Origin of the sequence: Chromobacterium vaccinii (assembly GCF_000971335.1) — a bacterium.
GTDB lineage: Bacteria > Pseudomonadota > Gammaproteobacteria > Burkholderiales > Chromobacteriaceae > Chromobacterium > Chromobacterium vaccinii.
The window spans coordinates 1-890 of the sequence record NZ_JZJL01000140.1 but is presented as its reverse complement, the minus strand read 5'-3'; the positions used below and the strand labels follow the sequence as shown (position 1 = coordinate 890).

The window sequence follows — 890 nt, the reverse complement described above, 5'->3', positions numbered from 1 at the left end:
AAGACCAGACGTACTTTCCCGGAGGCCCTCAAGCGCGAAGCGGTTGAGCAGGTGCTTGCCGGCACCCCGTTACGGCATGTTGCCCAAGCCTTTGACATTACCGAGTCACTGCTGGGCAAGTGGAAGCGTCAACTCCAAGACGCAGGACCCGACGCCTTCCCTGGCCGAGGCAAACAGACCGGTGAAGCCGCCGAGCTCAAGCGACTGCGGGATGAGCTGGCCCGCGTTACCATGGAGCGCGATGTCCTAAAAAAGGCGCTCGCCATCTTCTCGCAACCCACGAAGTGAAATTCCGCGCGATTCAGGCGCTGTCGGACCGCTACCCGGTAGCCCCGATGTGCCAACTGTTTCGTGTGTCCCGCAGTGGCTACTATGCGTGGCTACACCGCCCACCTTCGGCGCGAGAGATGGCGAACCGACAACTACTACGTGAAATCCGGCTGGTGCATGCCGAGGTCAATGGTATTTATGGCCATCGGCGTATTCATGCCGAACTTCTTGCACAGGGCTTCGCCTGCGGGCGGCATCGCATCGCGGGCCTGATGCGGCGAAACGGTATCAGGGTTAGACATTGTCGACCCGTCAGTGGTGGTCAACACCTTCTACCCGTGGCGCCTAATCTGCTGCAGCGACAATTTGCTGCTGGTGGCGACATCAATCAGCGTTGGGTGTCGGATATGACCTATATCCGGACCGGTGAAGGGTGGCTGTACTTGGCGGTGGTGCTCGACTTGCACTCCCGGGCGATAGTGGGCTGGGCCATGCATCATCGAATGCAGCAAGAACTGGCGCATGCTGCCCTGACGATGGCAGTGGCGCGCCGCCAGCCTTCAGGAGAGGTGATTCTGCATTCGGACCGCGGGAGTCAGTACTGTGCCTTTGACTACCAG

Annotated in this window: 2 protein-coding genes; both read left to right on the top strand. The window is 60.1% G+C overall.

Translation table 11 applies throughout. The features are described 5' to 3' along the window. A partial coding sequence (locus VL52_RS22960) for a transposase (RefSeq protein ID WP_052729487.1) occupies positions 1-288 on the top strand: 288 nt, incomplete at its 5' end. Continuing rightward, the coding region (locus VL52_RS24895) for an IS3 family transposase (protein ID WP_046159219.1) at positions 285-890 on the top strand (606 nt) is incomplete at its 3' end. The genes VL52_RS22960 and VL52_RS24895, both read left to right, overlap by 4 nt.